This is a genomic window from Serratia sp. GW822-FHT06E05 (assembly GCF_058799445.1).
The window spans coordinates 1154692-1176662 of the sequence record NZ_JBXALM010000001.1 but is presented as its reverse complement, the minus strand read 5'-3'; the positions used below and the strand labels follow the sequence as shown (position 1 = coordinate 1176662).

The window sequence follows — 21971 nt, the reverse complement described above, 5'->3', positions numbered from 1 at the left end:
GTTAATTTAAAATTAAAGGCAAAACTTAAGGTTAAAACCGAATGTCGCAAGAGCAGATGGCGGCATCGGTAAGAATCAGGTGTTGCTTGCGGGGATAATTGGCGTCCCCCTGGTTGTTTATTATGCTAATTACCGTTGGCCAGTGTGGCGGATAATTAATCAAATGATATTCCGCTCCCGAAGGGCCTCACATCGATACTGCTGCCGGAAGGTCATGGCCTGCCGATTTTCGTTGGCGGCAAGATAACGATTTACAGTAGAAACAACCGTGATCATGCTCTCAAATGCGTAATATGTGCGGTTAATTGCTTTTTTATTGGTTTTTCATGCATATGTTGCGCACTTGTGTAAGATTTCATGCTGAAAACGCTCTCATGGATGTTTCAGGATTTATCCGGTGTGGACGATCTGTAACCAGATAAAACGCTGCCGTTGTCAGCAAGCCGAGCAATATATTTTAAGCGTGGGTTTGGATCTAGCTAAAAACCCGGAATAAGCGGTTTTAGTGACGTAGATCACATTGTGATTTTAAGTGAATTAACTTTTAATTAATTGTTTTATCTGATTTTATTTAAAATATCCCGCTAATAACGAAGGTAAACTACTTAACTGGATAGCGGATAAAAATGCTTAACCATTCATCATATAAATAAACCAAATTGGTTATATTTAAACCGAATTGGTTGCGTAATTGTTGATATTTATCTTGTAGATGTTATTACGATTTATCATATAAAACCCCGTAGATACCGGGCGTGAAAGTAATATTGTGTGGGATTTATCCGTGCTAAAGGAATAAGCAGGAAGAACTGTTGCAATTTATTAACCTGAGATTGGCTGTGGATAAAGAGATTTGCGCATCAATCGAAGATTATTTGTTCAATTTTTGCAGAGAGAAGGGAGCCAGGGAAGGGCACCGTCGGCTGGAACCGACGGTAAAATTCAGCTTAAAAACGAATGGCGATCGCGTTTTCACTGAAAAAGTCCGCAAACTGCGGCTCGGGCTGACGATCGGTAATCACCCGGTCGAACTGCGTCAGCGGACCAATGCAGGCGGGCTTGGTTTTACCGAACTTGCTGTGATCGGCCACCAGGATTTTTTGCTGTGCCATGGCCATTGCCCGGTGCTTCATTTCCAGCTCGTCAAAATTAAAGCAGGTGGCGCCATGCTGCAGGCTCAGACCGGCGGCGGAGATAAAGGCGATATTCGGGCAGATATGATCCAGCTCGTTGTGCTGGCCGACGGCGGTGAAAATGTAGTTGTTCGGCTTGAATTCCCCGCCGCACAGGATCACTTTGCAGTTCGGTTTGTCCTGGAGCGCCAGAAAGGTATTTAGCGAGTGGCATACTGCGGTGAACACCAGATCGTCGGCAATGGCATCGATGATCGCCGGGGTGGTAGTGCCGCAGTCGAAAAATACGGTGTCGTTTTCGTTGATCAACGCTGCGGCCAGCAGGCCGATACGACGCTTTTCCGTGACCTGTTTGGCCTTTTGATCGGAGACAAAATAGTTGGTGACGCCATTGCTGCGGGGATCGGCGACCACATAGCCGCCCAACAGCACCACGGCGGCCGGCTCCGCGCTGAGATCGCGGCGGATGGTCATTTCTGAAACGCCCAACAGCACGGCGGCTTCTTTTAAATGGATCTTGTCAGAGCGCTTTAACGCCTGGACTAACCGATTGATTCGTTCTTCGCGCCGAGTTTCCATCTGTCTTCCCACAGGGTTAAGAGCCATTCTCCAGGGCCGAACACACAAATGCGGGGTAATAGTTGACCAGCCTAAGGCTGGACACATTACCCCGCATCAGATTATCACGGCGCGCGCCCGGTACTGAGGCGCCTCAGTTTATCAGTAGCTGCCGGCGGCAGCCTGATCACCGGAAACGATTGCTACGCCAGAGCTGGTGCCGATACGAGTAGCGCCTGCTTTGATCATCTTCTCGGCGGTTGCGCGATCGCGCACGGCGCCGGATGCTTTAACCCCCATCTCACTGCCTACCGTCGCACGCATCAGCTTGACGTGCTCTTCACGAGCACCGCCGGTGCTGAAGCCGGTAGAGGTTTTAACGAAGGCCACATCAAGTTCGCGACACATTTCACAAACCTGAACGATCTGCGCATCGCTGAGCAGGCAGGTTTCCAATATTACCTTCAACGGGATCGCCGCGCAAACCTCGCGCACGGCGGCGATGTCGGCTTTGACTTCATCCAGCAGGCCGCTTTTCAGCCAGCCTACGTTGATCACCATGTCAATTTCCTGCGCGCCGGCTGCAATCGCCGCTTTGGCTTCGAAAGCTTTGGCTACGGTCAGGCCGGCACCCAGAGGGAAGCCGATCACCGAACAGATTTTCACTTCGCTTTCCTGCAGCAGATGTGCAGCCAGCGGCACATAGCCGGAGTTAACGCAAACGGCGTAGAAGTTGTGCTGCTGCGCTTCTTCACAGAGTTTGGCGATTTGTTCTTCGGTGGCATCCATCGCCAGCAGGGTGTGGTCGACATAGCGGGCGTAATCAATGTTTTCAGTCGTCATTTCGATTCCTTGTTGAGGTTTGATCAAAGCACAATGTGAATAATGTTAGAATAATAACATTCATCTGACGATTAGGATAGCGTGATTTTAAAAATGAAGCACAGATCATCGTTTTTAGGCTGTGTGGTGTATAACATTGGCAGTGATGATATGTTATTTAAATAACATTTTGGTGCTGGATGCAGGTTTGACCTGCGAGAACACCCAGGGGAAAAACTATGGATATGCTAATAAATCTGGTGCCACAGCGGTTTGGGGCACAACCAGATGAAGTTTTCCGCAATGCGGATTTTGTGGTTACCGTTGTTGATTGTGCTCAGGCAGGACCGATGCTGACGTTGGAAAATAGCCGCGGCTCGCTGCGGGTATTGCCCTACAGTGGGATGACGATTTGGGATGCCGATTTTGATGGCTACTCGCTGAAGTCGAGCCGGCGTAGCGTCAAGGCGGCCCGTTGCCATCCTCATAGCGGCGTTGCTTTCCATTCACCCTGGCCGTATGAGGATGGTTCATCATCAGAATTAAACATGCAGCGTGTAGCGTTGAAGCTAGAGGGGAATACCCTGACGCTGTACGGCAGTGGCGAACTTGCCGATCGGCAGTGCAGGTTGCGCCCGGCGGTGAGCTTGACGGCGGACAGCGCACAATTTTCCATTGATATGCAAATCACTAATCTCGCCGAAGCGCCTTTACCGCTGAATTATGTCTGCCAATTAAATTATGGCTGCATCCCAGCAGCCATTTTCCGGCAGAATTTACCGGCACCGGCCTTGATGCCAACGGGGAGCATCGCCGATCGGGGCGTGCTGTGTTCGGACGATTTGTCGTTGTATGTCGATCAGGCCGAGTTTTTTATGTTGGCCTCAAAGGGCAGACGATACGTCACGCGTTTTTCCACCGCACAATTTAACTATGGTCTGCGCCCCGTCACACAACAGGGCAGTCAGCGTTTGTTCAGGTTTATCCAACCGGCCACCGGTAAGGGCGACAAACTGCCTGCAATGGTGATAGAGGCGGGGAAAATGAGAGCCTTCAGTGTCACCACCGGGGTGGTGTGAGACAGGGGCGGAGCCGCCCCTGTCTGAAGAGAGATTACTCTTTAACCCACCCTTTACGGATCGGGAAGGCGAACAGGAAACGGTACAGGCGCGTCAGTTTGGCGGCAATGATGTCGCCGAACAGGTTCCACACCAGTTGGGCAAACAGGCAGCCTACCAGGCCGAGCAGGAAGCCACCCACCATGTCCAACGGCCAGTGCACCCCCAGATAGACACGGGACCAGGCGATGCCAGCCGCCACGATTAACAATAAAATCCCTGACCAGACACGGTGCCAGAACAGGAAAGCCAGTGCGAAAGTAAAGATGGCGGTACCGTGATCGCTGGGGAAGGAACTGTCCGGCGCATGCGCCAGGAAGGTATACCCCACACCGGCGACGAATGGCCGTTCATGTGGCAGCAACATGCCGATAGTGGCGGCAGAAAGCATGGCAAACAGCAGAGCAATTGTCGTCTTGGCCACCACTTCACGTTGCGACACCAATTGGTTCTGCGGCCCCCACAGCCATAGTCCGATAATCAGCATCGGCACGATAGCGATCAGATCGCGCGCCAGAAAGGTGGCGACATCGATCGATCCTTCGGGGGACGCCGGGGTCGCGTTGATCCAGGCGAAAAGAAGATAATTCAACTGCTCTATCATAGTTACCTCGTCTTGCGGCGGACAAACCCGCTCGCCATGCAATAAACAGCCAGTTGGCTGAGCCAGACCCACCAACCCGCCCACAGGTTATGGGTAAGAAAATGTGCGCCGCGCATGACCTGACCAAAACCCATCAGCATGCCGAGCACAATGCCGCCGAACCAACACCAGTAAGCCAGGCGTGGCCGTTGCGGATAAAACAGGAAAAACAGCGCCATCACGGCAAAGCCGCTGGAGGCATGACCGCCAGGGAAGCAGCGCCCCGGTCCAGGTACTGCCGGTATTGCGCCGAACAGAGGGTAGGACATCGCCTTGCCGCCGTATTCGATTAAATCCCAAGGGCAGGAATGTGCGCTGGTGGCTTTCAGAATCCCGACCACCAAGGGACCAATGCCGACCAGCAGCATGGTGACAATCATGCGCGGGTTACGGCGATAAATGCCCCAGAACAGCGCCAGCACCGCACCGGTAATCACGCCGATTTTCAGCAGGCGGTGGTTAATCAAGTCCAGCCAGTGATTGTTCTGCCACGGAAAATGCCCGCTGGCGGCGTCGAACCAGTAATTGCTGATGGCCCAGTCCAGCTGTTCATTGCGCGACAGCCAAAGGAACAGCAACCCACTGGCTATCAACCCAAAAACCTGCCAACGGTAAAAGGATGCCGGCAGCGAGTAAAGGGCGTTAGTCTGAATTTGGGGTGTTGTTGAGGATTGATTTAGTGAAGGTTTTGGATTCACGCAGGGCTCAGATTCAATCAGAGTGATAGAGAGCCCCACTGTAATAATTCTGTCTTAAGAAAACCTTAATGCCCGGGCAAGCCTGCTGTGAGAAAGGAATAGGCGGGCTATCGGCTTTCAGTTAAGGTAATCGTTTGCTTTTTATTGGGAAGATGTGGCGATGACAAAAAAATTGAATCTTGTGCTGTTGGCGGTCTGTGGCGCGCTGTTTTCTCCTCTGACGGTGGCGCAGCAGGGTGTTGTCCCCGGGCCGATTGTGGTTCAGGGCGCAATGCCGGTGGAGGCGGAACGTTTCGCCCAACGTCTGGACAACCCGCGTGAAGAACAAATTGGCGGTTGGCGCTTCTGGCGCGGCACCGTGGACGGTTATCCGGTCGTGGTGTCGGAAACGCTGAAAGGCATGTCTAACGCTGCGGCGGCTACGGCGATCGCCGCGACCGAGTTCCGTCCGGTGGCGATCATCAATCAGGGCACTGCCGGCGGCCACGATCCTGCGCTGAAAGTGTATGACATCGTGCTGGGAAAATATTCGGTTAGCCTGGGCGCGTTTAAAACGCCGAAAAAAGCACTGGGCGAAGGCAGTGATTCACGGCAGTGGCAACCTATGGATTTGCTGGCTTCGAAAGGCAGCGCCGGTGAGGATAAAAATTCCCATACGATCCGTCAATTCCCGGCAGACGCTAAACTGTTGGCGATAGCGGAGAGCGTTAAGGGCAGCTACGCGCAGGGCAAGGTCGTTGAAGGAGTGATTGGCTCCGCCGACGTCTGGAACAGCGAACTGGATCGCATTCGTGACTTCCGCGAAAAATATCATACCTCGGTAGAAGAGATGGAAACGGCTTCCGCCGCTCAGATAGCCGCGGCTTTCAATATTCCTTTTGTCGGCATTCGCGTCCTGTCCAACAATATTACCAACCAGGGTAAATACGATCCGCAGACCGGGCTTGCGTGTCAGGATTATGTCTACCAGGTGGTGAAGGCTTATATCGCTGAAAACGCATCTCGCTGATTGCTTATCCTGATTTTTGGTCGGCATTCTGGTTGTTGTTGCTGACCATTGTCCATTGTAAAGAAGATTAAACTGCTGGCGAGCTTGTCAGGAGTGTATTAGCTTATGGGCGAAGCATTTAATCATTGTAGGGATAAAACATGAACAAGGCATCCGTCGTATTTTCCGGCCTGCTGATGGCCGTTTCCGCCAGCGCCATTGCTGCCACCTCTGCCGAAGACACCGATATCAGCAAACAGCCGCTGGAAAAGGTCGCGCCATACCCTAAAGCGGAAAAAGGCATGAGCCGTCAGGTGATTTACCTGCCTAAACAGGAACACGAAGAGAACTTCAAGGTGGAACTGCTGATCGGCAAAACGCTGGAAGTGGACTGCAACCACCACATGATCGGCGGCACGCTGGAAAGCAAAACCCTTTCCGGCTGGGGCTATGACTATCTGGTGTTGGAAAAACTGTCCGATCCGGCCTCCACCTTGATGGGGTGCCCAGACAATAGCAAACAGCAGAAATTTATCGCTGCCAATTTGGGTGACGCGTCCATGCAGCGTTACAACAGCCGCTTGCCGATTGTGGTCTACGTGCCGAAAGACGTGGAAGTGAAATACCGTGTGTGGAAAGCCGAAGAGACGGTGAGCAAGGCCGAGCAGAAATAATATCGATGCGTGCTAACCATTAGCACGGCTAAGTCATTACCGAATAAAAGCCCGTTTGGGGGAGTGCATTGCGCCGTTGGCCATAGCCCCCCAAACGGGCTTTTTTTGTGTGTCGCACAGTGGGGTATAGCAATAGAAAACGGCAGTAAAAGTATGTAGTTTGGTGTCGATACACAGCAACGCAATCTACCTAACTGGGCCAACATGACAAAATTAATTGAATTTAACGCCATCATTGAAGCAGCGGAGCGTTTATCTGGGAAAGTGATTCGCACGCCGGCCATTCCCGGTTCGAAACTGGCTGAAAAAATCCTGCGGCCCGTCTTCCTGAAGCTGGAAAACACCCAGCTTGGCGGTTCTTTTAAAGCCCGAGGGGTGCTTAACAAATTTTTGAAACTGGCGGATGAGCTTAAAGATAACCGGTTTGTTGCGGTGAGCGGCGGTAATTTTGGTATTGCGATCGCCGAGGCTGCGAAAATCTTTGGCGCTGACGTCACCATTATTATGCCACCCAGCGCACCCTCCACCGCTATCGACCGGGTCCGTCAGTTGGGCAGTAGCGTCATGATAGAAACGGATGTTCATGCGGCGTTTGAGCGAGCGAAGGCCTTGGCAGCCGAAGGTTATATAGTTATCGATGACTGTAACGATTCGCTGATAGCCGAAGGGCATGGCACCCTGGCACTTGAGTTTATTGCCGATTGTCCTGATTTAACCGATGTTTTTGTTGCTGTAGGTGGCGGTGGCATGCTGGCCGGTGTGGCGACGGCGCTGAAAACCATCAAGCCGGAGATCAGGATTTGGGGTGTTGAAACTGCGGGCGCCAATTCAATGCATCAGGCGCTTGGCGCCGGGAAACCTATCGAGATTAAGGTCACGTCCATTATTTCCACGCTGGGGGTGCCCGTCATTGACGAAATGATGCTTGCGCATGCTCAAGCTTATGTCGAAGACATAGTGGTTGTTTCAGATAAGGCTGCCATCGAAGGGATGATCGCTTTTGGCGAAGAGGCTAAGCAGTGGGTCGAATTGGCTTCCGGAACGCTCATTCCCGCTGTGCTGGCTATTGCGCCCAGGCTGCCCGCCAATGCGGTGATCGGGATGGTGGTGTGCGGCGGGAATATATCCCATCAGGACATGGCGAAATGGGTGAGTTATTCGCGCAATCTTTGAGTTCATCGCAATTTTCGGATGAGTGACGCTGCTTATAAGTCACGTCTGAGCATCAATGAATTTAATGGTTTTGTTGGGCCGAACCACCGGTTCACTTTATTTCAGGCAACAAAAAACCCGATAGTCTTGAACCTAAAAAGGCGGGACTAACGGGCTCCACAAAATGGGGACATCAAAGAAAAGCAGTGGCACTAATTCAGACTACCCCCGGCAAGGAAAGTTCTCACCGGGGATAAAAATTTCAAAATATTTTTGCCACTGATTCATCTTCATTGCTTATCGTTTAGCCGAGGATCCCCGGCCACAACACTACAATCAGCGAACCGGCCAGGGTTAACAATACGTTAGCGATAGCATAGGTACCGGCATAGCCCAGGGCAGGGATATTGCTGCGTGCGGTGTCGCTGATAATCTCCATCGCCGGCGCACAGGTGCGGGCCCCCATAATGGCGCCAAACAGCAGGGCACGGTTCATGCGCAGCACGTAAGCGCCGAACAGGAAGCAGATCACCACCGGCACCAGGCTGACGATCAGTCCGGCGATCAGCATCTGGCCGCCAACGGCACCCAGGCTGTGGCCAATACCGGCACCGGCGCTCAGGCCAACACCGGCCATAAACACCATCAGGCCGAACTCTTTAACCATATTGAGCGCGCCCTGCGGAATGTAGCCAAAGGTCGGGTGGTTGGCACGCAGGAAGCCGAGCATGATGCCGGACATCAGCAAGCCGGCGGCGTTACCGATGCCGAACGAGAAGTTGCTGAACTGGATGGTGATCTGGCCAATCAACAGCCCGATGATAAAGAAGGCGCAGAATGCCAACAGATCGGTGACCTGACTGTGGATCGAGATAAAGCCAATCTTCTCCGCCACGCTTTTCACTCGGCGAGCGTCGCCGCTGACCTGCAGTACATCGCCTTTGTTGAGCACGATACTGTCGTCGATAGGCATTTCAATCTGGCTACGGATCACCCGGTTGAGGAAGCAGCCATGATCGGTCAGCTTCAGCTGGCTCAGGCGCTTGTTCACCGCATTGCTGTTCTTGACCACAATCTCTTCGGTGACGATGCGCATGTCCAGCAGATCGCGGTCGAAGACCTCTTTGCCGTTGCGGAAGCTGGGATCCAGCCGTGCATGGGCATCGGGGTAGCCAACCAGCGAGATTTCATCGCCTACCTGTAGCACCGCGTCACCGTCCGGGTTTGCCAAAATACCGTTACGACGTATGCGTTCGATATAGCAGCCGGTCTGGCGATAGATGCCCAGTTCGCGCAGGTTTTTGCCATCGGCCCAGGCCACCAGCTCCGGTCCCACGCGGTAAGCGCGGATAACCGGCAAATAAACCTTGCGTTGGCTGTCCGTGTCCAGGCCACGTTCGCGGGCAATTTGCTGAGCGGAGGTGGAAAGGTCCTGGTGTTGCAGCTTAGGCAGGTAACGTGCGCCGAAAATCAGACTCACCAGGCCAATCAGGTAGGTCAGGGCATAGCCGAGGCTCAGATGATCCTGTGCCGCCAGCAGCGCCGGGCCGTTGGTGATGGTATTGCGCAGCGTATCGCCAGCGCCAACCAGGACTGGGGTTGAGGTCATGGATCCGGCGAGCATGCCGGCGGTCAGGCCAATATCCCAGTGGAAAAGTTTGCCGAGACCGATGGCGATCACCATCGCGGAACCGACCATTACCAGCGCCAGCATCAGGTAATTTTTACCGTCGCGGAAAAATATCGAGAAAAAGTTGGGCCCGGCTTCCACGCCAACGCAGAAAATAAATAGCATAAAGCCGAGATTTAGCGCTTCGGTGTTAATGGCGAAATGTTGTTGGCCAAGCAGCAGCGAAACCACCAAAACGCCAATGGAATTACCGAGTTGAACGGAGCCCAGACGGACTTTACCGAGGCACAGCCCCAGTGCGAGTACCACGAACAGTAACAGGATGTAGTTACCGTTTAACAAACTAGCGACGTTTATGTTCACGGAGGATAACTTATTGTTTACCAGTAAGTGCTTGATATAGATAACTATAAGATATAAATTCAGTCAAAAATCGACGTCATAAATAACTAACCAGCGGAAGGCGATTCGAACCATCGATCGGCGGCGTTTATTCTAGTCGCTATGGCGCATGACAGCCAGCATAAAGCTGAGTTCCTGCGCCACCGAACGCATTTTTACCCGTTGTATTTCAAGCCGCAACGCCGTCGTCTGCAGCCAGAGACGTGCTCTGCCCAATGGCATAGCCGCCGGTGCCGAGGATACGCAGCCTGAAATTTAGCGGGGTAGCTCTCTTTTAGTAGCCAAGGAAAAAGTTCAGTTCAGCGTTGCCGTTCTACGGCAAGGCGTCACCGGCTTTGTGACACGGCTGATTTCTACGGTGTGGTAACAGATTAAGGGGGAGTAGGGTATGGCGAGCGAACGGTATTGGTGGGGTATTTTGAGCTGTTTCCTGCTGTTCAGCCTGGTGTATCTCGGCCAGCAGAGCGGAGTCTTTGGCAGTACCGATCATGAGCATCGGGGGGAGACGGGCCTGTTGCTGTTCGTGATACCCGGCGTGGTTGCCAGTTATCTGTCGAGTAAAAAACGCATTCTCTGCCCGTTACTGGGCGCGCTCTATGCACTGCCGCTGTGCCTGATCATCCGCCACTTTTGGTTAACACCCTCTTATTCGTTCTGGCAGGAATTGGCTTACGCCACCAGCGCGGTATTCTGGTGCATGTTTGGCGCGCTGCTGGCGCTGTTTATCGGCGGCTTGTTGCAGGCTTATCTGCAATGTCACCGCCGCGAACGGCAATAAAAAAAGGCGCTTTGAGCGCCTTTTTGTCGTTCTTGCCTGAAACTTACTGGAACAGGTTCAGGTTTTCTTTGGCATAAGCTTCGAAATCGGTGCAGCCGCCGATGTGTTTCTCATCGAGGAAGATCTGCGGAACGGTTTCTACCGGTTTGCCAACGGTTTTTTCCAGATCGGCTTTGGTGATGCCTTCAGCGTGGATATCAACATAACGGAAGTTGAAATCGTCACGTTCTTCAGTCAGTTTTTCCGCCAACTCTTTCGCACGGACACAATAAGGACAGCCTGGGCGCCCGAAGATAACTGCAAACATGCAACACTCCTTAGATTGATATTCAATAATTTAATCGCAACTGCAATGACATTCTGTCAGTCAAAAAAGACTTAAGGTTGAGCATTACCCGCATTGATGGCGCCTACTATGCCCGTTGGGTCAGCGAAAAAAAAGCAGGAATTACCTGTTAATCTGATTCATCTAACCGATTAAGCCGCCGGGGCTGTCGCCATCGGGGGGAATTCACTACACTGGAGGCAGAGCTTCTGGAGAAGAAAAATATGCGTTCATTCGGTGACTTACCCCGTACGGTGTTGGTTTTGGAAGGCCTGGGCATGCTGTCATTAGTGCTGGCTTATCTGAGCATTCACGGTCACGTTCAATTGCCAGGCTGGTTGGCTTCCCAGCAGGCAGCGGTGGGCATGATTTTCCTCGGCGTGGCGCTGATGGTCCCGGCGGCGGCTTTTTTGGTTTGGCGCGTGGTGCAAGGATTCGGCCCGCTAATGCGCGGCGGTCAGCCGCCGCAGAACGACCGGCATAAGCCTCATTCGCCGGTCGATAAAAACGACAGTGAGCCGCGCGGCTGAGTGATGGCCGTCGGTGCAGGCCTGCCTGGCAGGTGATTGCCTTTTTGGGGTGACGAGTGAAAATTGCCATTCTTTCGCGCGATGGAACGCTGTACTCATGCAAGCGTTTGGTGGAGGCGGCAGAGCAGCGCGGCCACAGCGTGGATATTATCGATCCGCTTTCTTGCTATATGAACATTAACCCGGCCGCGCCGACCATTCATTATCGCGGCCGTCAGTTGGAACGCTACGATGCGGTGATCCCGCGCATCGGCTCCGCCATCACCTTTTATGGTACCGCCGTACTGCGCCAGTTCGAGCTGCTGGGCAGTTACCCGCTGAATGAGTCGGTGGCGATCACCCGTGCACGCGACAAACTGCGTTCGCTGCAGTTGCTGGCACGCCAGGGGATCGATCTGCCAATCACCGGTTTCGCCCATTCGCCGGACGATACCGGTGATTTGATTGAGCTGGTCGGCGGTGCGCCACTGGTGGTGAAACTGGTGGAGGGGACGCAGGGTATCGGCGTAGTGTTGGCGGAAACCCGCCAGGCGGCGGAAAGCGTGATTGACGCCTTTCGCGGCCTTAACGCCCATATCCTGGTGCAGGAATATATTCGCGAGGCACAGGGCAGTGACGTGCGTTGTCTGGTGGTCGGCGGCAAGGTAGTGGCCGCGATTGAGCGTCAGGCCAAGCCCGGGGAGTTCCGCTCCAATCTGCATCGTGGGGGTACCGCCCGCAAAGTGAGCATCACCGCCAAAGAGCGAGCTATTGCGGTTAAGGCGGCCACCACGCTGGGACTGGACGTCGCCGGGGTAGATATTTTGCGAGCGACTCGCGGCCCGCTGGTGATGGAAGTGAACGCCTCACCGGGGCTTGAAGGGGTGGAAACCACCACGGGATTGGATATTGCCGGCATGATGATCGAGTATATCGAGCCGCGCGCCAGATCGCGATTTCGTCTCAAGTCGGGCGGCTGATGTCGCCGACCAAAATCGGCTTTGCAATCGCCAGCTTTGTGGTTTTTTCCCGGCGATATTTGCCCAAATAGCGAATTAAGCCGCATTGATCGTGGCATCGCGGGGGAATATTCCGTAAGCTATGCGCCTTTTCGCGTTTTGAATATTGTGAGGCTGGTATTATGGATTCACTCATTGTCCCTGATTTGGCGTTGTTGCGACGCTGGCTGGATCAATCGGGCATTTCATTCTTTGAGTGCGATTCCTGTCAGGCGCTGCACCTGCCGCACATGCAAAACTTCGACGGCGTATTTGACGCCAAACTCGATCTGGTGGACAACGTTATTCTGTTTTCCGCCCTGGCCGAGGTGAAGCCGACCGCGCTGATCCCTCTGGTGGCCGATCTCAGCCAGATCAACGCCAGTTCGCTGACCATCAAAGCCTTTGTCGATATCCAGGATGATAACCTGCCGAAGCTGATCGTCTGTCAGTCGCTAAGTATCGCCGTGGGCGTCACGCTGGAACAGTTCACGCACTTTATGCAGCAGGGCGAAGAGCAGATCTCCATGGTGATCCTCGAGGCGCGGGCGAACGATCTGCTGTTTATGGGTGACGAGGAAGAGAACCCGGCTAGCGCCGAACGCCTGCCAATGTTGCACTGATCCCCGCTGTAGATTATGCATGTCGCCCTTCTGGCGGCATGCTGCCGTTATTCCCTTCCACGATAATATATTCTGCGTTTTACCCTCTTTTGCCCGATATTTCTCGCCGTTTATGCCATTAATGGCGTATCACATAGAGAGAAACTGCATAAAAAATCGATAAAAGCCGTTTTTGCCCCCGGAGGCTGGTGCGTTTTGGCAACAGCGGTTATGCTGCTGATTCTGCTAAGGGCTTGCGATTCCCCAGGTGACCATGCGGGCTGGGCAGTTGAAAAAGGTGTCTGCAATCAACTGCATAGCTATTCAATCCGCGGTTGCAACGATTGCGCTCGATCAGGAAAGGTTTTGTATCAGTTTGCGATACAAGTTCAATTCTATGATTCACCCCTGTTTTGGAGGAAGTTACGGATGGTCACCCAACGTAAAAAGTGGTTATCGGGTGTTGTTGCCGGCCTGCTGATGGCCGCGTCCGTCACGGCGTCAGCCGAGGAAAAAACGCTGCACGTCTATAACTGGTCCGACTATATTGCGCCGGACACCTTAGCCAAATTCCAGAAAGAAACCGGCATTAAAGTGGTGTACGACGTCTTTGACTCCAATGAAGTGTTGGAAGGCAAACTGATGGCGGGCAGCACCGGTTATGATCTGGTAGTGCCTTCATCCAACTTCCTTGAGCGCCAGTCGAAGGCCGGTATTTTCGAGCCGCTTGACAAGAGCAAGATGCCGAACTACAAAAACCTTGATCCCGAAATGCTGCAGTTGGTGGCACACAATGACAAGGACAACAAGTACGGTATCCCTTACCTGATGGTGACCACCGGCATCGGCTATAACGTCGACAAGGTGAAGGCGGTGCTGGGCAAAGATGCGCCGGTCGACAGCTGGGATCTGATCCTCAAGCCAGAGAACCTCGAGAAGCTTAAAAGCTGTGGTGTTTCCTTCCTGGATGCGCCGAGCGAGGTTTACGCTACCGTACTGCACTACCTGGGCAAGGATCCCAACAGCACCAACGCAGCGGATTACACCGGTGCGGCCAACGATCTGCTGCTTAAGCTGCGGCCGAACATCCGTTACTTCCACTCTTCTCAATACATCAATGACCTGGCTAACGGTGATATCTGCGTAGCGATAGGCTGGTCCGGTGATGTGATGCAGGCGGCCAACCGCGCCAAAGAGGCGAAGAACGGCGTGAACGTGGCCTATGCCATTCCTAAAGAAGGGGCCCTGACCTATTTTGACATGTTTGCCATGCCGGCAGATGCCAAAAACAAGGACGCCGCCTACCAGTTCCTGAACTTCCTGATGAAGCCCGATGTGATGGCCGGTATCAGCAACTACGTCTATTACGCCAACGCGGTGAAGGACTCCACTCCGCTGGTGAAAGCGGAAGTGCGTGATAATCCGAACGTCTACCCACCGGCCGATCTGCGTGCCAAGCTGTTCACGCTGAACGTGCAATCGCCGAAGTTGGATCGTGTGATTACCCGCGCCTGGACTAAAGTTAAAAGCGGACGCTAGTACTCAGGGCCCAAAATGCCGGGCCCGGCTTTCAGTGTTGTCTTGACCAGCAGGCGGGGCTACCCGCCTGCATTGCCATTTTGGGCCATGGCAATCGCCGTGGTTTTTTGTACTGTTTGCACCGGAGAGCACCCCGATTGAACGACGCTATCCCTCGTCCTCAAGCCAAGTCGCAGAAGGTCTTCACCCCTCTGCTGGAAATCCGTAACCTCACCAAAACCTTTGACGGCCAAAATGCGGTCGAAGACGTTAGCCTGACCATCTACAAAGGCGAAATATTTGCCCTGCTGGGCCCCTCCGGCTGCGGTAAGTCGACGCTGTTGCGCATGCTGGCCGGTTTTGAACAGCCGACGGAAGGGCAAATCGTACTCGATGGGCAAGACATGTCGCACGTGCCGCCATACCAGCGGCCGATTAACATGATGTTCCAGTCCTACGCCCTGTTCCCGCACATGACGGTGGAGCAAAACATCGCTTTCGGCCTGAAACAGGACAAGATGCCGCGTGGGGAAATCACCGAGCGGGTCGCGGAAATGCTGTCGCTGGTCCATATGCAGGAGTTTGCCAAACGCAAGCCGCACCAGCTTTCCGGCGGCCAACGCCAGCGTGTGGCGCTGGCGCGCAGCCTTGCCAAGCGGCCAAAGCTGCTGCTGCTGGATGAACCGATGGGCGCACTGGATAAAAAACTGCGTGACCGTATGCAACTGGAAGTGACGGACATTCTTGAGCGCGTCGGCGTGACCTGCGTGATGGTTACCCACGATCAGGAAGAGGCGATGACCATGGCAGGCCGTATCGCCATCATGAATCGCGGCAAGTTTGTGCAGATCGGCGAGCCGGAAGAGATCTACGAACACCCGAACAGCCGTTTCAGCGCCGAGTTTATCGGTTCGGTGAACGTATTTGACTGTGTGCTGCAAGAGCGTCAGGACGATGCCCTGATCCTGCAAAGCCCCGGTTTGCGTCATGCGATCAAGGTAGACTCCGACGCCTCGGTGGTGGACGGGGTGCCGATCCAGGTTGCGTTGCGACCGGAAAAAATCATGCTGTGCGAAGAGATCCCGGAAGATGGCTGCAACTTTGCCGTGGGGGAGGTGGTGCACATTGCCTACCTTGGCGATTTGTCGATCTACCACGTGAAGCTGCTCAGCGGCCAGATGCTCAGCGCCCAATTGCAAAACGGTCACCGTTTCCGCAAAGGGATGCCGACCTGGGGCGACGAAGTGCGGCTGTGTTGGGAAGCCGACAGCTGTGTCGTGTTAACGGTGTGAATGGCGAAGGTGAGGAATAATCATTATGACAATGCTTGCTGAACGCACGCCGCCGGAACCGCCGGCCAACGGACCCGGCCCGCTGAAAGCCTTTTTCCAGCGCCTGCAAATGGCCCACGGCCGCAAATTGGTGATTGCGGTGCCGCTGCTGTGGCTGACGTTGCTGTTCCTGCTACCGTTCCTGATTGTGTTCAAGATCAGCCTGGCGGAGCTGGCGCTGGCGGTCCCGCCCTACACTGACCTGATGAGTTGGGCTGACGGCAAGTTGGACATCGCGCTCAACTTCGCCAATTACCTGCAACTGACCGACGATCCGCTGTATCTGGACGCCTATCTGCAGTCGCTGCAGGTGGCGGCGGTGTCAACAGTATGTTGCCTGATCATTGGTTATCCGTTGGCCTGGGCAGTGGCGCACAGCAAAGCATCAACCCGCAATATTTTGCTGCTGTTGGTGATCCTGCCGTCGTGGACCTCATTTTTGATCCGCGTTTATGCCTGGATGGGCATATTGAAAAACAACGGTATCCTTAACAATTTCTTGCTGTGGCTTGGGGTTATCGATCAGCCGCTGGTGATCCTGCATACCAATCTGGCGGTCTATATCGGCGTGGTTTACTCCTACCTGCCGTTTATGGTACTGCCGATTTATACCGCCTTGACGCGGCTGGATTATTCGCTGGTGGAGGCCTCGCTGGATCTGGGCGCCAAACCGCTGAAAACCTTCTTCAGCGTGATTGTGCCGCTGACCCGTGGCGGTATCATTGCCGGCTCGATGCTGGTGTTTATCCCGGCGGTCGGCGAGTTCGTGATCCCGGAACTGCTGGGCGGGCCTGACAGTATTATGATTGGCCGGGTACTGTGGCAGGAATTCTTTAATAACCGCGATTGGCCGGTAGCTTCGGCGGTTGCCACCGTGATGCTGCTGCTGTTGATTTTGCCGATTATCTGGTTCCACAAGCACCAGAACAAGGAAATGGGGGGGCAGGGATGAACAACTTGCCGGTAGTGCGCTCACCGTGGCGTATCGCTATTTTGGTGCTTGGTTTCACCTTCCTGTATGCGCCGATGCTGATGCTGGTGATTTACTCGTTCAACAGTTCAAAACTGGTGACGGTGTGGGCGGGTTGGTCGACGCGTTGGTATACCGCGTTATTCCATGATTCGGCGATGATCAGCGCCGTCGGGCTCAGCCTGACCATTGCTGCCGCTTCAGCGACCGCCGCCGTAGTGCTTGGTGCGATTGCTGCGGTGGTGATGGTGCGTTTTGGCCGTTTTCGTGGTTCAACCGGCTTTGCCTTTATGCTGACTGCACCGCTGGTTATGCCGGATGTGATTACCGGTCTGTCGCTGTTGCTGCTGTTTGTGGCGATGGGGCATACGTTGGGTTGGCCGTCGGAACGCGGCATGTTCACCATCTGGCTGGCGCACGTCACCTTCTGTACTGCCTACGTTTCAGTGGTGATCAGTTCGCGCTTGCGTGAATTGGATCGCTCGATCGAAGAGGCCGCGATGGATTTGGGCGCGACGCCGTTGAAGGTGTTTTTCGTGATCACGCTGCCAATGATTGCACCGGCGCTGGTTGCCGGCTGGATGTTGGCATTCACACTGTCGCTGGATGACCTGGTGATTGCCAGCTTCGTTGCCGGGCCGGGCGCGACCACCTTGCCGATGCTGGTGTTCTCCAGCGTGCGTATGGGGGTTAATCCGGAAATCAACGCCCTGGCCAGTTTGATCCTGCTGGTGGTGGGGATTATCGGTCTGATCGCCTGGTGGTTTATGGCTCGCTCGGAAAAACAGCGATCGCGCGAATTACAAAAGGCCGCCCGTAGCTGAGTCTGATTAAACCTGCTATTTTTGCAATTATTGGTATTGCAATTGATTACCTGACTTTATATATCTCGTTTGAATATACCCTACAGCTTTAGAGTTACAGCCAGGCGGCCAGTTCGCTCTTCCCCAGGCGCTTACTTAAGTAAGTAACTGGGGTGTGAGCGCAGGTAACCACGCTGCAACTTGAAAGATGAGGGTATAGGCGGCGTTTTCGTTGCGGAACATGGACATGGCAGACATGCTGAACAGCAGGCAGGGAATGAGAACGACTTCAGATGCGCCAGTACCGGTGATGGTGGCCGGTACGGCGATGGTGGCTATCAAATGCATCAGCGTGCTGTTGCTGTTGGGTGAACTGGGCGTCGATGGCGCTCAGGAGTTTGTCAGCACCAGCGCCCAGGCCTGGGATTCCACCCTGATATTTTTGGCTGGTCTGGTGCTGCTGTGCCTGCAAATCAGCTGCGGTTTTGCGGTAATGCGCGGTCGCAATTGGGGGCGTTGGGTCTATGTTGCCTGTCAGTGTGCGGTGGTCGGTTATTTGCTGTTGGCGACCATCGGCAGCTTTTTGCCCGAAGTCTTTACCGTGGAGGGCGAAACCAGCGGCCAAATTCTGCACGTGTTAATCCTGCAGAAAATCCCCGATGTCGTCATCCTGGCCTTATTGTTCGTTCCTGCCACTAGCCGCCGCTATTTCGCCGCGCGCAATTGAGATTTTAAGGGCGTAGAGTGATAAACTCTGCGCCCTTAATTATTCACCCCGAACTCAGAGTCAACTTAATGCATTGCGCCTTGTATGCGGCGGGCACCTGCCGTTCTTGTCAGTGGCTGGAAAAGCCTTACCCGCAGCAGCTGACAGACAAACAGCATCACCTGCAATCCCTGCTGGCCGAACGCGACGTCGCGCATTGGCTGGCGCCGATTGCCGGCGAGCAGAGCGCATTTCGCAATAAGGCCAAAATGGTGGTTAGCGGCAGCGTAGAGCGCCCGTTTCTCGGCATGCTGCACCGCGATGGCACGCCGGTTGATCTGAGTGGCTGTCCACTGTATCCCGCCAGTTTTGCGCCCATGTTCGCGGTGTTGAAAAGTTTTATCGCCCGCGCCGGTTTGACGCCCTATAACGTGGCGCGTAAGCGCGGGGAACTTAAGTATCTGCTGTTGACCGAAAGCACCTACAGCGGCGGCGTGATGCTGCGCTTTGTACTGCGTTCAGAGGGGAAATTGGCACAGCTGCGGGCGGCGTTGCCGTGGTTACAGCAGCAATTGCCACAACTCAGGGTGATCTCCGCCAATATTCAGCCGGTGCATATGGCGATTATGGAAGGAGAGCTGGAGATCCCACTGACCGAACAGCAGGCGCTGGAAGAGCAATTTAATCAGGTGCCGTTGTATATCCGCCCACAAAGTTTTTTCCAGACCAACCCAAAGGTGGCGGCTGAACTGTACGCTACCGCTCGTGACTGGGTTCGTGCATTGGGTATTGAAAGCATGTGGGATCTGTTCTGCGGTGTGGGGGGATTTGGCCTGCACTGTGCGCAGACGGATACCCGCCTGACCGGTATTGAGATCAGCGCCGAGGCGATTGCCTGTGCGCGTCAGTCAGCGAAAACGCTCGGTCTGCAACAGGTTAACTTCCAGGCGCTGGATTCCACGAAATTTGCCACCGCTGAGGGTAGCGTCCCCCAATTAGTGCTGGTCAATCCGCCACGGCGCGGCATCGGCAAGGATTTGTGCGACTATCTGAATCAGATGGCGCCCGACTATATTCTCTATTCGAGTTGTAACGCCGAGACGATGGCGAAAGACATTGAGATGTTGCCGGATTACCGCATTGAACGCGTGCAACTGTTCGATATGTTCCCTCATACCGCCCACTACGAAGTGCTGACTCTGCTGGTACGTCACTAAAGGCGTTTCGGCAATCAATAAGGATACAGTTTGAAATAGGGCGTGCATACCACGCCCTGGAGAGACTTACTGCGGGAACCACTTGTCGTTGATGGCTTTGTAGGTGCCGTCAGCCTTGATGGCGTCCAGAGCGGCATTCAGCTTGGCCAGCAGCGCCTGGTTGTCCGGACGCACAGCAATGCCCAGGCCAGTACCGAAGTATTGAGCATCGGTAACGTGCTCGCCGACCGGCGCCAATTGCGGGTTATTCTTCAGCCACTCGTTGACCACCGCGGTATCACCGAACACGCCGTCAATACGGCCATTTTTCAGTTCGAGAATGGCGTTCTGGTAGCTGTCGTAAGAGACGGTATTAATCTCCGGGTGCTTATCCTGCATGTATTTTTGATGGGTGGTGCCGTTCTCCATGCCGATCTTTTTGCCTTTCAGATCCGCCAGCGAGCTGAATTTGCCTTTCTGCGCGATGACGATTGCCGAGTTGGCGTAGTAAGGCTGGGTAAAGGAAACCTGCTTGCTGCGCTCTGGCGTGATGTCCATACCGGAAATCACCGCGTCGTATTTTTTGAATTTCAGGGCGGCGATCAGGCTGTCGAACGCCTGGTTGGTAAAGGTGCATTCGGCTTTCATTTGCTTGCACAGCGCGGTAGCCAGATCGATATCAAACCCGACAATCTTGTTGCTGGCATCCAGCGATTCGAAGGGTGGATAGGTGGCGGAAGAGGCGAAGCGAATGGTCTCAGCTGCACTGGCGTTAAAGGCGATGCCCGCCAATACCGTAGCGGCAAGTAATAGTTTTTTCATGCGTAAAGCTCCTGTCTGCAAGTCTGCGTGTTTTTATCTCTTCACCGCTTGATTTTACTGACAATAACCCAAAGGTTTAGGCGGCTGTTTATCGACGTTTACCCTGACATTTAATGCATTAATATGCAATATAAATGATTAAAAAATTACTACGAAAATAAAAAAGCCCTGCACGATGGCAGGGCTTCGAGACCTGAGGGGGCGGGCTCAGTTGCGGCGCTCGAATGCCAGCGCCCGACGCTCGACCACGCGCATCAACAACGTCAGCAGGCCGTTGACGCACAGATAGACCAACCCGGCAGCACCAAACACCATCACGTCATAGGTACGGCCATACATCAGCTGGCTGTATCCCATCACTTCCATCAGGGTAATGGTGTAGGCCAGCGAGGTGCTCTTGAACACCAACACCACTTCGTTGGAGTAAGACGACAGCGCACGCTTGAAGGCAAAGGGCAGCAGGATACGCAACGACTGGGCACGCGACATGCCAAGCGCTTCGCAAGATTGCCACTGACCGGCGGGGATCGCCCGCACCGCACCGTAAAACAGCTGGGTAGTGTAGGCCGCGCTGTTCAGCGCCAATGCGATCATCGCACACAGCCACGGCTGCGACAGCAGATCCCACAACCACGGATATTCGCGGATCGCCGGGAACTGGCCGGGGCCGTAGTAGATCAGGAAGATCTGCACCAGCAGCGGCGTACCGGTGAACAGGGTGATATAGATTTTCACCAGCGGCGTCAGGATCGGCGTTTTCAGCGTCAGGATCACCGTCAGCACCAATGACAGCAGCAGTGCCACGATCAGCGCGGTAACGGTCAGCGTCAGACTGGTGTGCAGCCCTTTGATAATTTCCGGCAAGAACTCAAACATCAGGCTGGCCCCCGCTCAAAACGCGTGGTGCGCAGTTCAATGCGTTTGATGATGTACTGGCTGAACAGGGTCACCACCAAATAGATGGCCGCCGCGATCACATACCAGGTAAAAGGCTCCTGGGTGCGAGTGGCGATACTCTTGGTCTGCAGCATCAGATCGTTAACGCTGATCAGCGACACCAGCGCGGTATCCTTCAGTAAAACCAGCCACTGGTTGCCCAGCCCTGGCAGGGCGTGGCGCCACATCTGCGGCATGATCAGGCGAAAGAAAATCGCTGCGGTACTCATCCCCAGTGCCTGGCCGGATTCCCATTGCCCCTGTGGCACCGCTTTGAGTGCCCCGCGCAATGTTTGTGACGCATAGGCGGAATAGAGCAGGGCGAGGGCAATCACGCCACACAGGAACGGGCTGACTTCAAAATTATCAATCGCCAGCTGGACGGGCAGCTGGAACAGGCCAAAGTTCAGGGTGAAGCCGTCGGACAGCATCAACAGCAGCTGCGATGAGCCGAAATAGATGAACAGCACCACCAGAATTTCCGGCAGGCCGCGCAACAGCGTAACCCAGGCGGTGCCGAGCCAGCTGACCACTTTCCAGCGCGATGACTCCCAGACGGCAAACAGCATCGCCAGGATCAACCCGAGGATAAGGGCACAAACGGCAAGGCCGACGGTCATCCCGGCGGCGCTTGCTAGAGGTTGAATTTCATTCATGGG

Annotated in this window: 23 protein-coding genes; 14 read left to right on the top strand and 9 right to left on the bottom strand. The window is 54.2% G+C overall.

What is annotated here, in order from left to right; all coding sequences use genetic code 11:
• Window positions 1–947: 947 nt before the first annotated feature.
• Both deoR and deoC read right to left on the bottom strand, forming a co-directional pair.
• Window positions 948–1712, bottom strand: a complete 765-nt coding sequence (gene deoR / locus AC1RKC_RS05570) for a DNA-binding transcriptional repressor DeoR (RefSeq protein ID WP_046374028.1) — start codon at window positions 1710–1712, stop codon at window positions 948–950.
• A gap of 141 nt (window positions 1713–1853) precedes the next feature.
• Window positions 1854–2534, bottom strand: a complete 681-nt coding sequence (gene deoC, locus AC1RKC_RS05565) for a deoxyribose-phosphate aldolase (RefSeq protein WP_020826066.1) — start codon at window positions 2532–2534, stop codon at window positions 1854–1856.
• 218 nt (window positions 2535–2752) lie between these two features.
• On the opposite strand from deoC, the gene AC1RKC_RS05560 reads away from it, so the two are divergent.
• Window positions 2753–3592, top strand: a complete 840-nt coding sequence (locus AC1RKC_RS05560; protein ID WP_493091930.1) for an aldose epimerase family protein — start codon at window positions 2753–2755, stop codon at window positions 3590–3592.
• 34 nt (window positions 3593–3626) lie between these two features.
• On the opposite strand, the gene ybjG is transcribed toward AC1RKC_RS05560, so the two are convergent.
• Window positions 3627–4232: an undecaprenyl-diphosphate phosphatase gene (gene ybjG, locus AC1RKC_RS05555; RefSeq protein ID WP_041415284.1), complete on the bottom strand. Its 606-nt coding sequence runs from the start codon at window positions 4230–4232 to the stop codon at window positions 3627–3629.
• Between the two features lie 5 nt (window positions 4233–4237).
• Entirely contained in the window at window positions 4238–4972 is a 735-nt protein-coding gene (locus AC1RKC_RS05550) for a phosphatase PAP2 family protein (protein WP_115061067.1), read from the bottom strand.
• 160 nt (window positions 4973–5132) lie between these two features.
• On the opposite strand from AC1RKC_RS05550, the gene AC1RKC_RS05545 reads away from it, so the two are divergent.
• From AC1RKC_RS05545 to AC1RKC_RS05535, 3 genes are all read left to right on the top strand, one after another.
• The gene (locus AC1RKC_RS05545; RefSeq protein ID WP_493091932.1) at window positions 5133–5981 is read left to right on the top strand and encodes a 5'-methylthioadenosine/S-adenosylhomocysteine nucleosidase; all 849 of its coding nucleotides are present in this window, start codon (window positions 5133–5135) and stop codon (window positions 5979–5981) included.
• A 140-nt stretch (window positions 5982–6121) separates the two neighbouring features.
• Window positions 6122–6634: a serine protease inhibitor ecotin gene (gene eco / locus AC1RKC_RS05540; protein ID WP_020826071.1), complete on the top strand. Its 513-nt coding sequence runs from the start codon at window positions 6122–6124 to the stop codon at window positions 6632–6634.
• A gap of 204 nt (window positions 6635–6838) precedes the next feature.
• Window positions 6839–7807, top strand: coding sequence for a threonine ammonia-lyase (locus AC1RKC_RS05535; protein WP_493091935.1), 969 nt, complete (start codon window positions 6839–6841; stop codon window positions 7805–7807).
• A gap of 283 nt (window positions 7808–8090) precedes the next feature.
• Here the strand turns inward: AC1RKC_RS05535 and AC1RKC_RS05530 are convergent, their stop codons facing one another.
• Window positions 8091–9779 (bottom strand): aspartate:alanine antiporter, encoded by a 1689-nt coding sequence (locus AC1RKC_RS05530; RefSeq protein WP_041414378.1) that lies wholly within the window; start codon window positions 9777–9779, stop codon window positions 8091–8093.
• Window positions 9780–10206: 427 nt separating this feature from the next.
• Between AC1RKC_RS05530 and AC1RKC_RS05525 the strand changes: the two genes are divergently transcribed.
• Window positions 10207–10596 (top strand): inner membrane protein YbjM, encoded by a 390-nt coding sequence (locus AC1RKC_RS05525; protein WP_048761796.1) that lies wholly within the window; start codon window positions 10207–10209, stop codon window positions 10594–10596.
• 43 nt (window positions 10597–10639) lie between these two features.
• On the opposite strand, the gene AC1RKC_RS05520 is transcribed toward AC1RKC_RS05525, so the two are convergent.
• On the bottom strand, window positions 10640–10903 hold the full coding sequence (locus tag AC1RKC_RS05520) for a GrxA family glutaredoxin (RefSeq protein WP_012006074.1): 264 nt from the start codon (window positions 10901–10903) through the stop codon (window positions 10640–10642).
• Window positions 10904–11145: 242 nt separating this feature from the next.
• Between AC1RKC_RS05520 and AC1RKC_RS05515 the strand changes: the two genes are divergently transcribed.
• The 9 genes from AC1RKC_RS05515 to rlmC all read left to right on the top strand — a co-directional run bounded on the left by AC1RKC_RS05515 (window position 11146) and on the right by rlmC (window position 19575).
• Window positions 11146–11451: a YbjC family protein gene (locus AC1RKC_RS05515; protein ID WP_044549449.1), complete on the top strand. Its 306-nt coding sequence runs from the start codon at window positions 11146–11148 to the stop codon at window positions 11449–11451.
• Between the two features lie 56 nt (window positions 11452–11507).
• The gene (gene rimK, locus AC1RKC_RS05510) at window positions 11508–12410 is read left to right on the top strand and encodes a 30S ribosomal protein S6--L-glutamate ligase (protein ID WP_493091940.1); all 903 of its coding nucleotides are present in this window, start codon (window positions 11508–11510) and stop codon (window positions 12408–12410) included.
• Window positions 12411–12571: 161 nt separating this feature from the next.
• Entirely contained in the window at window positions 12572–13051 is a 480-nt protein-coding gene (locus AC1RKC_RS05505; protein ID WP_020826077.1) for a type III secretion system chaperone family protein, read from the top strand.
• A gap of 408 nt (window positions 13052–13459) precedes the next feature.
• Entirely contained in the window at window positions 13460–14569 is a 1110-nt protein-coding gene (gene potF, locus AC1RKC_RS05500; protein WP_020826078.1) for a spermidine/putrescine ABC transporter substrate-binding protein PotF, read from the top strand.
• A 137-nt stretch (window positions 14570–14706) separates the two neighbouring features.
• Window positions 14707–15840, top strand: coding sequence for a putrescine ABC transporter ATP-binding subunit PotG (potG, locus tag AC1RKC_RS05495; RefSeq protein WP_020826079.1), 1134 nt, complete (start codon window positions 14707–14709; stop codon window positions 15838–15840).
• Window positions 15841–15865: 25 nt separating this feature from the next.
• A complete protein-coding gene (gene potH / locus AC1RKC_RS05490; protein WP_020826080.1) occupies window positions 15866–16831 on the top strand; it encodes a putrescine ABC transporter permease PotH in 966 nt (321 codons plus the stop codon).
• Window positions 16828–17673, top strand: a complete 846-nt coding sequence (gene potI, locus AC1RKC_RS05485) for a putrescine ABC transporter permease PotI (RefSeq protein ID WP_020826081.1) — start codon at window positions 16828–16830, stop codon at window positions 17671–17673. Before potH ends, potI begins: the two co-directional genes overlap by 4 nt.
• Before the next feature lie 226 nt (window positions 17674–17899).
• On the top strand, window positions 17900–18379 hold the full coding sequence (locus tag AC1RKC_RS05480; RefSeq protein ID WP_116691166.1) for a YbjO family protein: 480 nt from the start codon (window positions 17900–17902) through the stop codon (window positions 18377–18379).
• A gap of 68 nt (window positions 18380–18447) precedes the next feature.
• The gene (gene rlmC, locus AC1RKC_RS05475; protein ID WP_493091944.1) at window positions 18448–19575 is read left to right on the top strand and encodes a 23S rRNA (uracil(747)-C(5))-methyltransferase RlmC; all 1128 of its coding nucleotides are present in this window, start codon (window positions 18448–18450) and stop codon (window positions 19573–19575) included.
• Window positions 19576–19641: 66 nt separating this feature from the next.
• Here the strand turns inward: rlmC and artJ are convergent, their stop codons facing one another.
• The 3 genes from artJ to artQ all read right to left on the bottom strand — a co-directional run bounded on the left by artJ (window position 19642) and on the right by artQ (window position 21968).
• The gene (artJ, locus tag AC1RKC_RS05470; protein WP_115059312.1) at window positions 19642–20376 is read right to left on the bottom strand and encodes an arginine ABC transporter substrate-binding protein; all 735 of its coding nucleotides are present in this window, start codon (window positions 20374–20376) and stop codon (window positions 19642–19644) included.
• A 207-nt stretch (window positions 20377–20583) separates the two neighbouring features.
• Window positions 20584–21252: an arginine ABC transporter permease ArtM gene (artM, locus tag AC1RKC_RS05465; RefSeq protein ID WP_020826085.1), complete on the bottom strand. Its 669-nt coding sequence runs from the start codon at window positions 21250–21252 to the stop codon at window positions 20584–20586.
• Window positions 21252–21968, bottom strand: coding sequence for an arginine ABC transporter permease ArtQ (gene artQ, locus AC1RKC_RS05460; protein ID WP_041414381.1), 717 nt, complete (start codon window positions 21966–21968; stop codon window positions 21252–21254). Before artQ ends, artM begins: the two co-directional genes overlap by 1 nt.
• Between the last annotated feature and the right edge of the window lie 3 nt (window positions 21969–21971).

Coding starts and splice junctions, on each gene's coding strand:
- AC1RKC_RS05515 (WP_044549449.1), top strand. CDS start 11,146: ATGCGTTCATTCGGTGACTTACCCCGTACGGTGTTGGTTTTGGAAGGC.
- AC1RKC_RS05535 (WP_493091935.1), top strand. CDS start 6,839: ATGACAAAATTAATTGAATTTAACGCCATCATTGAAGCAGCGGAGCGT.
- artJ (WP_115059312.1), bottom strand. CDS start 20,376: ATGAAAAAACTATTACTTGCCGCTACGGTATTGGCGGGCATCGCCTTT.
- AC1RKC_RS05525 (WP_048761796.1), top strand. CDS start 10,207: ATGGCGAGCGAACGGTATTGGTGGGGTATTTTGAGCTGTTTCCTGCTG.
- eco (WP_020826071.1), top strand. CDS start 6,122: ATGAACAAGGCATCCGTCGTATTTTCCGGCCTGCTGATGGCCGTTTCC.
- AC1RKC_RS05505 (WP_020826077.1), top strand. CDS start 12,572: ATGGATTCACTCATTGTCCCTGATTTGGCGTTGTTGCGACGCTGGCTG.
- potF (WP_020826078.1), top strand. CDS start 13,460: ATGGTCACCCAACGTAAAAAGTGGTTATCGGGTGTTGTTGCCGGCCTG.
- artM (WP_020826085.1), bottom strand. CDS start 21,252: ATGTTTGAGTTCTTGCCGGAAATTATCAAAGGGCTGCACACCAGTCTG.
- rlmC (WP_493091944.1), top strand. CDS start 18,448: ATGCATTGCGCCTTGTATGCGGCGGGCACCTGCCGTTCTTGTCAGTGG.
- AC1RKC_RS05545 (WP_493091932.1), top strand. CDS start 5,133: ATGACAAAAAAATTGAATCTTGTGCTGTTGGCGGTCTGTGGCGCGCTG.
- AC1RKC_RS05520 (WP_012006074.1), bottom strand. CDS start 10,903: ATGTTTGCAGTTATCTTCGGGCGCCCAGGCTGTCCTTATTGTGTCCGT.
- AC1RKC_RS05480 (WP_116691166.1), top strand. CDS start 17,900: ATGGCAGACATGCTGAACAGCAGGCAGGGAATGAGAACGACTTCAGAT.
- potI (WP_020826081.1), top strand. CDS start 16,828: ATGAACAACTTGCCGGTAGTGCGCTCACCGTGGCGTATCGCTATTTTG.
- artQ (WP_041414381.1), bottom strand. CDS start 21,968: ATGAATGAAATTCAACCTCTAGCAAGCGCCGCCGGGATGACCGTCGGC.
- AC1RKC_RS05560 (WP_493091930.1), top strand. CDS start 2,753: ATGGATATGCTAATAAATCTGGTGCCACAGCGGTTTGGGGCACAACCA.
- deoR (WP_046374028.1), bottom strand. CDS start 1,712: ATGGAAACTCGGCGCGAAGAACGAATCAATCGGTTAGTCCAGGCGTTA.
- deoC (WP_020826066.1), bottom strand. CDS start 2,534: ATGACGACTGAAAACATTGATTACGCCCGCTATGTCGACCACACCCTG.
- potH (WP_020826080.1), top strand. CDS start 15,866: ATGACAATGCTTGCTGAACGCACGCCGCCGGAACCGCCGGCCAACGGA.